The organism is Saccharospirillum impatiens DSM 12546, from assembly GCF_000423605.1.
Lineage (GTDB): Bacteria > Pseudomonadota > Gammaproteobacteria > Pseudomonadales > Natronospirillaceae > Saccharospirillum > Saccharospirillum impatiens.
The window spans coordinates 1-6,048 of the sequence record NZ_AUIH01000093.1 but is presented as its reverse complement, the minus strand read 5'-3'; the positions used below and the strand labels follow the sequence as shown (position 1 = coordinate 6,048).

7 protein-coding genes and 1 pseudogene are annotated in these 6,048 nt (G+C 54.4%); 7 read left to right on the top strand and 1 reads right to left on the bottom strand.

Going from position 1 to position 6,048, the window contains the following annotated elements; genetic code table 11:
- On the top strand, nt 1-347 hold a 347-nt coding region (locus tag G565_RS0120020), incomplete at its 5' end, for an IS5/IS1182 family transposase (protein ID WP_028672408.1).
- A 146-nt stretch (nt 348-493) separates the two neighbouring features.
- Nucleotides 494-727, top strand: a complete 234-nt coding sequence (locus tag G565_RS0120015; RefSeq protein WP_028672407.1) for a hypothetical protein — start codon at nt 494-496, stop codon at nt 725-727.
- Between the two features lie 321 nt (nt 728-1,048).
- Here G565_RS0120015 and G565_RS0120010 read toward each other — a convergent pair whose 3' ends face one another.
- The gene (locus G565_RS0120010; RefSeq protein ID WP_028672406.1) at nt 1,049-2,803 is read right to left on the bottom strand and encodes an alpha/beta hydrolase family protein; all 1,755 of its coding nucleotides are present in this window, start codon (nt 2,801-2,803) and stop codon (nt 1,049-1,051) included.
- Nucleotides 2,804-3,217: 414 nt separating this feature from the next.
- On the opposite strand from G565_RS0120010, the gene G565_RS0120005 reads away from it, so the two are divergent.
- The 5 genes and pseudogenes from G565_RS0120005 to G565_RS25155 form a co-directional block, all read left to right on the top strand.
- Nucleotides 3,218-4,138 carry a glutaminase gene (locus G565_RS0120005; RefSeq protein ID WP_028672405.1) on the top strand — a complete coding sequence of 307 codons (921 nt, stop codon included), beginning with the start codon at nt 3,218-3,220 and terminating at the stop codon, nt 4,136-4,138.
- A gap of 144 nt (nt 4,139-4,282) precedes the next feature.
- Nucleotides 4,283-4,561 (top strand): annotated as a pseudogene (locus tag G565_RS25165) (type II toxin-antitoxin system RelE/ParE family toxin).
- Complete coding sequence (locus G565_RS0119995) at nt 4,561-4,854, top strand: HigA family addiction module antitoxin (RefSeq protein WP_028672404.1); 294 nt, start codon at nt 4,561-4,563, stop codon at nt 4,852-4,854. Before G565_RS25165 ends, G565_RS0119995 begins: the two are co-directional and overlap by 1 nt.
- Before the next feature lie 80 nt (nt 4,855-4,934).
- A complete protein-coding gene (locus G565_RS27805) occupies nt 4,935-5,423 on the top strand; it encodes a LysR substrate-binding domain-containing protein (protein ID WP_084649486.1) in 489 nt (162 codons plus the stop codon).
- 362 nt (nt 5,424-5,785) lie between these two features.
- On the top strand, nt 5,786-6,048 hold a 263-nt coding region (locus tag G565_RS25155), incomplete at its 3' end, for a hypothetical protein (RefSeq protein WP_037340605.1).

Here is a 6,048-nt window from a genome sequence, read left to right as displayed (position 1 = left end):
ATGCAGGGGATGCTCCAGAAGGACGAATGCTTCTGGAGAGCCTGAAAAACTGCGGGTGGGAAGGCGCTAAGATGTTGATGGACAAGGCCTACGAGGGTGACGAAACAAGACAGCTGGTATTGGAATTAGGTATGGAGCCCGTGGTTCCTCCCAAGATCAATCGATTGAATCCCTGGGAATATGATCGGGAGATGTATAAAAAGCGCAATGAGGTTGAGCGTCTATTCCGGCGGCTCAAAGGGTTTCGCAGAATCTTCAGTCGATTCGACAAATTGGATGTGCTTTTTAGGTTCTTTATAAATTTCTCACTGATAGCGGACAAGCTGATTAGTGTTAACAGGCCCTAGGGTAATGATGCACTGGAAAGTGTATGTCAGGCGAGGCTGAGTTTTTCGAAGATGAAGGCGCAGCAGCTGCCTGGATTAATACCTAACAGGGCAACAACAATTGGGTAGGGAGATGTGGACCAGGTGCCCGACCCCGGAGGGTGACAATGAAAACAATGACCTGCAAGGAACTGGGCGGCGCCTGTGATTTGGCATTCCAGGCGAACACCTTTGAGGAAATGGCCGAGCTCAGCCAGCAGCACGGGATGGAAATGCACCGGCAACAAGACCCGGCCCATCTTCAGGCGATGCAGGAAATGCAGTCTTTGATGAAAGACCCTGCAGAGATGAATGCCTGGTTCGAATCAAAAAGAAAGGCCTTTGAGGCATTGCCTGAGTAAAACCAGCCGCTGCAGACAGGAATCAGCGTGGTGTAACGTCAGTCACTCCGTGACGGTGTGCTTTTCGATCAGCACTATCGTTCACAGCCCATCATCTACTACAGAAACCGGTGTCGCTGGTCGGCGATGCCATCTTTCTCTACCGTATCGGATGTCTAGTTTTGCATCGTTTGAGTAGATGCCGGGCTCTGATGTTGAGCATTGGTTGCTAAACTCAAAGAAAATGGCCGGTGATCCTTTGTTAAAGAGCGGGTTCCCCGGATGGCACTCAAGCCGGCTACCCAAAATCAGGGAGCCGGCTACTTTCTATTGCATTGTCGATCAGAACGCGAAGTGCGTCGCCTGGCTGGCCACAACCACACCGGTTACCAGCAAGCCGTTAATGAACGCGCCGGTATAGATCGTACCCGTGGTCCGATAGGCCACGGTAAACACCAGGGCGGCAATCGTCATCAGCGGGAGGAACTGGAACGCGATGATGGTCCACAGCGGTTCAGAGGCAATGGTCATGCTGCCGCCGAGGAACAACGGTGTGTACTGAACGATCAGCAACACAGCGTAGCCGCCCATCAGCAGTACCCAGTTAACGAGCAATTCCCGCCGGAAAGTCCAGTCACCTTTGCGCAACTGGCCATGCAGCAGAATACCGACCACAGTAAAGAACAGGCAAAAGGGCACGGCGTAAACCAGTGCGATGCGCAACTGCAACGCGCTCAGCGGTTTGATGGCAAATACCCAGAAGCGGTAGTCGGTATCAAACACATACGCAGTGGCGATCAACGACGCATACAACACGCCCACCACAGCCAACGCCAGGCCCAGCGACCGGACGACGACCATCCACGAGAACCCCTGGCTGGTGGCCAGGCCATAATGCCGTGCTGTAGCGCCGGTGGTGCGGTTCAACAACGCATGCCAGGCAACGAACAACGCCAGCGAGATAATGCCAACGCCCAAGGCCCACACCATTACCTGGGTGGTGATGTTTTGCGGCAACCAGGCACTGGCTTGCCAGCCCCAGGCTTCACTGAAGCCCTTGAACGGAAACAACGTGACAACCGGCAGCGCCATGAACACCAGCGCGCCAAACCACCAGCCACCGCCAACAATGGGCTTCGGCTCGGCAGGTGTGCCCTGCAGTGATTGGAACGGCGCGGTTTTCGCCAAACCAGGAATGACCGCGGGAATCAGTAATACCATGCCAATCAGCGCCAGCAAGGTGCCGAGTTCTTTCCACATCCAGATCTGGTCTGATGACGGAATGGATTGCCCGCCTTCCAAGGTACGATCGAACCAGTCTATCGCGTAGCCAATGGCTTCGGTTGAGAGGTGATTACCCGGGTGCGTAACCGGCGGCTGGTACAGAACGCGCGCCGTACCGGCTTCGATATCGCCATACAGTTTGCCGGGTTCGATGGTTTCATCGGTATTAAACAGCGTTTTTAACTTCTCGGTCGAGCGGATGTCGGTTGGCACTTCCACGCCCCACATCAGCTGCGAGAACTCATCGTACGCCGAAAACACCACCGCCAGGTTACGGGGCCAGGTCGCGGTTCCATCGGGTGCGCCGAAGGTACCGGGAGACGACCCTTCAATCACGACCGATTTGTACGCATCCGGCATGACCGACGCGGCGATCAATGAAGACCAGCCGCCCATTGAATGGCCTTCCAGGCCAATGTTGTCGGTATCCACAAACGGCAAGGTTTGCATGTAAGCGAGCGCATCCATACCGCCAAAGCCATTGGCGAAGGCCGGTGCGTCTGAATACCCGTGGCCGGTCTGGTCGGGCGCCAGCACCACGTAACCGCGGCGGGCAAACTCAATGGCAAAGCCCGATTGGGTTTCGTTGCTGTTTATGTAGCCGTGAATGGCCACAATGCCGGGGGCCGGGTTGTCATTGGTTACCCCGTTGGGCACATAAAGCCGGGCATGGGTGATCACCCCGTTGTTACCGGCAAACCGGACGGTGCTGACATCCACTTCACCGGAGACGGTTTGAATGCGATTGGCGAGAAAGCCGCCCAGCAGTATCAGCACAATACCGAGCAGGGCCGTTCTTAGTGTTAGTGACATAGCAGGTTCCTGGTCTTCGTTTTTGTAGTTATTGAGTTCGAATTTCTTCGAAATCGGTTCCGGCACAGGTATACCTAAAGAGGTTTGATGTGTCTAGTATTTCGGTATTTGGTTTCGCATTGTGGAATTTGAGCCGGCGATTACAAGAAATTCAGGGAAGTCAGGGCGCCCGGGTCAGCTGTTTGTTGGAGGAATTTCACAGAGGTGTTGCGGTGGGTGTCCCTCGAACTCGCTCGAACTTCGGTGTGTCCATCCGGATGATCAACTGGCGGTATGTATATAAAACCAGCCAGACAGGACTTTCGCGGCGACTGGCAGGGGCTGTGAACACCCGCTTGCCAGTAATGTGAATCCCCTTCAGCGCCCTGTACACTGCACGCCCTGAAACAATAACTGTGCGGCTCCAGCCTTCCCATGCAAAAGCTATTGACCGACATTGCCAGCACGATGCAGCAAGAGAACGAGCGCGGTAAGGTCGCGGACTACATTCCCCAGCTCGCCCATGTCGACCCGCAACGTTTTGGCATTGCCGTTGCTCTGCCGGATGGCCAGTTGTTTACCGCAGGCGATGCCAGCGAACCGTTTTCCATTCAGAGTATTTCCAAGGTGTTTTCGCTGACGCTTGCGCTGGGTAAGCGGGGTGACGGGTTATGGAGCTACGTTGGGCGGGAGCCTTCGGGAGATCCGTTCAATTCGATTGTGCAGCTGGAGCATGAGTCCGGTAAACCGCGTAATCCGTTCATCAATGCCGGGGCCATTGCCGTGGTCGATGCCATCATGATGCGCCACGAACCCAAAGAAGTGTTGGCGGAGCTGTTGAGCTTTGTGCGCTTTGTGGCGAATGACGAGAGCATCTGCTTCGACCATGAAGTGGCGGCTTCGGAACTTGCGCACAAGCATCGCAATGCGTCGCTGGCCCACTTCATGAAAGCCTTCGGTCGCCTGGAGCATGACGTCGACAAAGTGTTAGGCACGTATTTTCACCAGTGTGCGCTGGCCATGAGCTGCACTCAGTTGGCTCACGCCGGGTTGTTTCTGGTATCGGATGGGGTGAATAAAGCGACCGGTACGCGAGTGGTCTCGGCCCAGCGTGCGCGGCGTATCAATTCCCTGATGATGATGTGCGGGCATTACGACGGCTCGGGTGAGTTTGCTTACCGCGTTGGTTTGCCGGGTAAAAGTGGCGTTGGTGGTGGCATTCTGGCCGTTGCACCCGGGCGGGCTTCCATCGCGGTTTGGTCGCCGGGGCTCGACGGTACCGGCAACAGTTTGCTGGGAACCCGTGCGCTGGAGATGCTGGCACAGGAAACCGGCTGGTCGGTGTTTGGGCATTAAGCGCACCAGCACGTTCTAATAACCAAAGCTGTCGCCGTCCCTGGCGTTAATGGTTCGGAGTTTTCCCCGGGTGCGGGTTAATAGTGGGTTAATAGGACATATATATCCTTGTTGCGTGATGCGCAACATGCTACTTTACTGCTCATGATCAAATCTTTCCGGCACAAGGGACTGAAGCGGTTCTACTCGACAGGCAGTGCGGCTGGAATACAAGCCGACCATGCCAAAAAGCTGCGTATGCAGCTGGCCGCTCTTGATACCGCCACATCAGAGGATGACATGGACATCCCTGGTTTTAGGCTCCACTGATTGAAAGGTAAGGACAAAGGACGATGGTCAATATGGGTTAATGGCAATTGGCGAATGACGTTCGAATTTCGGGATGGCAACGCCTACGTACTGGATTATGAGGATTATCACTAATGGCTATGCACAATCCGCCGCACCCGGGCGAGTTTATCCGGGATCTGTACCTGGAGCCTTTCAGCATCAGCGCTCGCCAGCTAGCTTCCAGTCTTGGCGTTTCGCCTTCTACGCTGTCTCGTTTGTTAAAAGGTGAAAGTGGTATTAGCCCTGAAATGGCATTGCGGCTTTCGAAAGTTCTAGGCCGCACGCCCGAGAGCTGGCTGATAATGCAAGATATGTATGATCTCTGGGTAGCAAGAAACTCACTCAATCTTGATGACATTCATCCTATGGATTTCGAGGCAGCTTAGACTAACTAATAACCTGATATTCACTTTCTGGTGCTGAAGCACCCATGAGAGGGCTGGGGTGAGCCCTCTTCTAGTTTTTTATCTTATACACACTCAAGCCGATTGCAAAAACACCCGCCAGTTACCCAGTTCCGACATATCTTTGGCGCCAGGTAGAGCGCGAGCTGGCCGTATTCGCCGCCGACCACCCCCTGGCCCAAAAAACCGACCTGCGCCTGCGCGACTGCCTGGAACACCCCCACATCCTGCCCGCCACCGAATACGGCGTACGCAACATTCTCGACCGGGCCGCAAAAACACAGGGCCGGGCGATAACGCCGGTGATTGAAACCGAATCGTTCGAGTTGATTCGACATTATGTAAGGCACGAACAGGTGGTGGGGTTTCAGATACCCATTGGCTTGCAGCCAGCGCTGGATGATGGGTTGATGTTTCGAGAGCTTTCACCACGGGATGTGCCGGTGGGGCATTTGTTGTTGGGGCAGTTGAAGGGGCGGGTGTTGCCGGTGGCTACTTCTAGGTTTGCTATGCAGGTTTCTGTTGCTTTGGAGGGGTTGGATAGTAAGTAATCGCCAAACCTCAGCCCACCAAAAGTACCCCAGTAAATCCAGCAACCACCGTGCTCTGTAGGGGGCCAGTCCCTTGGGTGACAGGAATAAAAACAAACCTGGGAATCCCAACATCGGCACAGGGGGGGCGCAAACGACACCTCCAATGGAGAAGTACTTGCCAATTTCGTCACAGAGTGACATGGTGGATGGACAACTTATTTTTGAATTGGTGTGCCTTTTAACCGGCTGGGCGGTAGCGAGTTTGGGCGATTTCTACTAGAAGCTTTGCACGGCATTTTGGTAAGCGATCCACAAACCACATCTGAAAAAGCTCAGCCTAATGCGATAGCGTAGCCTTCGTTCATTCAACGGAGACTATCATGAGTAAAAGCACTCTGACCCCCAAGCAAGCGTATTACCTGAAACAGCTCCAAGACGCCGAGACCAATGGTCAGTCCATCAAAGCACTGGCCGAACAATTGAGCATCCGTATCGAAGCGCTTTACAACTACCGGTATACCCTGCGCAAAAAGGGATGGCTTGCACCGGTCGAGCATTCTACACGTCGCCAGGCAAGCACGAACTCGTCCTTTGTCACGGTGCCAACCGCAACGTCAATGGGTCCGGTACCGGATACTGGCAT

What these genes read in the sequence shown, in the direction of transcription:
- G565_RS0120015 (WP_028672407.1), top strand. Translation starts at nt 494, where the DNA reads ATGAAAACAATGACCTGCAAGGAACTGGGCGGCGCCTGTGATTTGGCA.
- G565_RS0120010 (WP_028672406.1), bottom strand. Translation starts at nt 2,803, where the DNA reads ATGTCACTAACACTAAGAACGGCCCTGCTCGGTATTGTGCTGATACTG.
- G565_RS0120005 (WP_028672405.1), top strand. Translation starts at nt 3,218, where the DNA reads ATGCAAAAGCTATTGACCGACATTGCCAGCACGATGCAGCAAGAGAAC.
- G565_RS0119995 (WP_028672404.1), top strand. Translation starts at nt 4,561, where the DNA reads ATGGCTATGCACAATCCGCCGCACCCGGGCGAGTTTATCCGGGATCTG.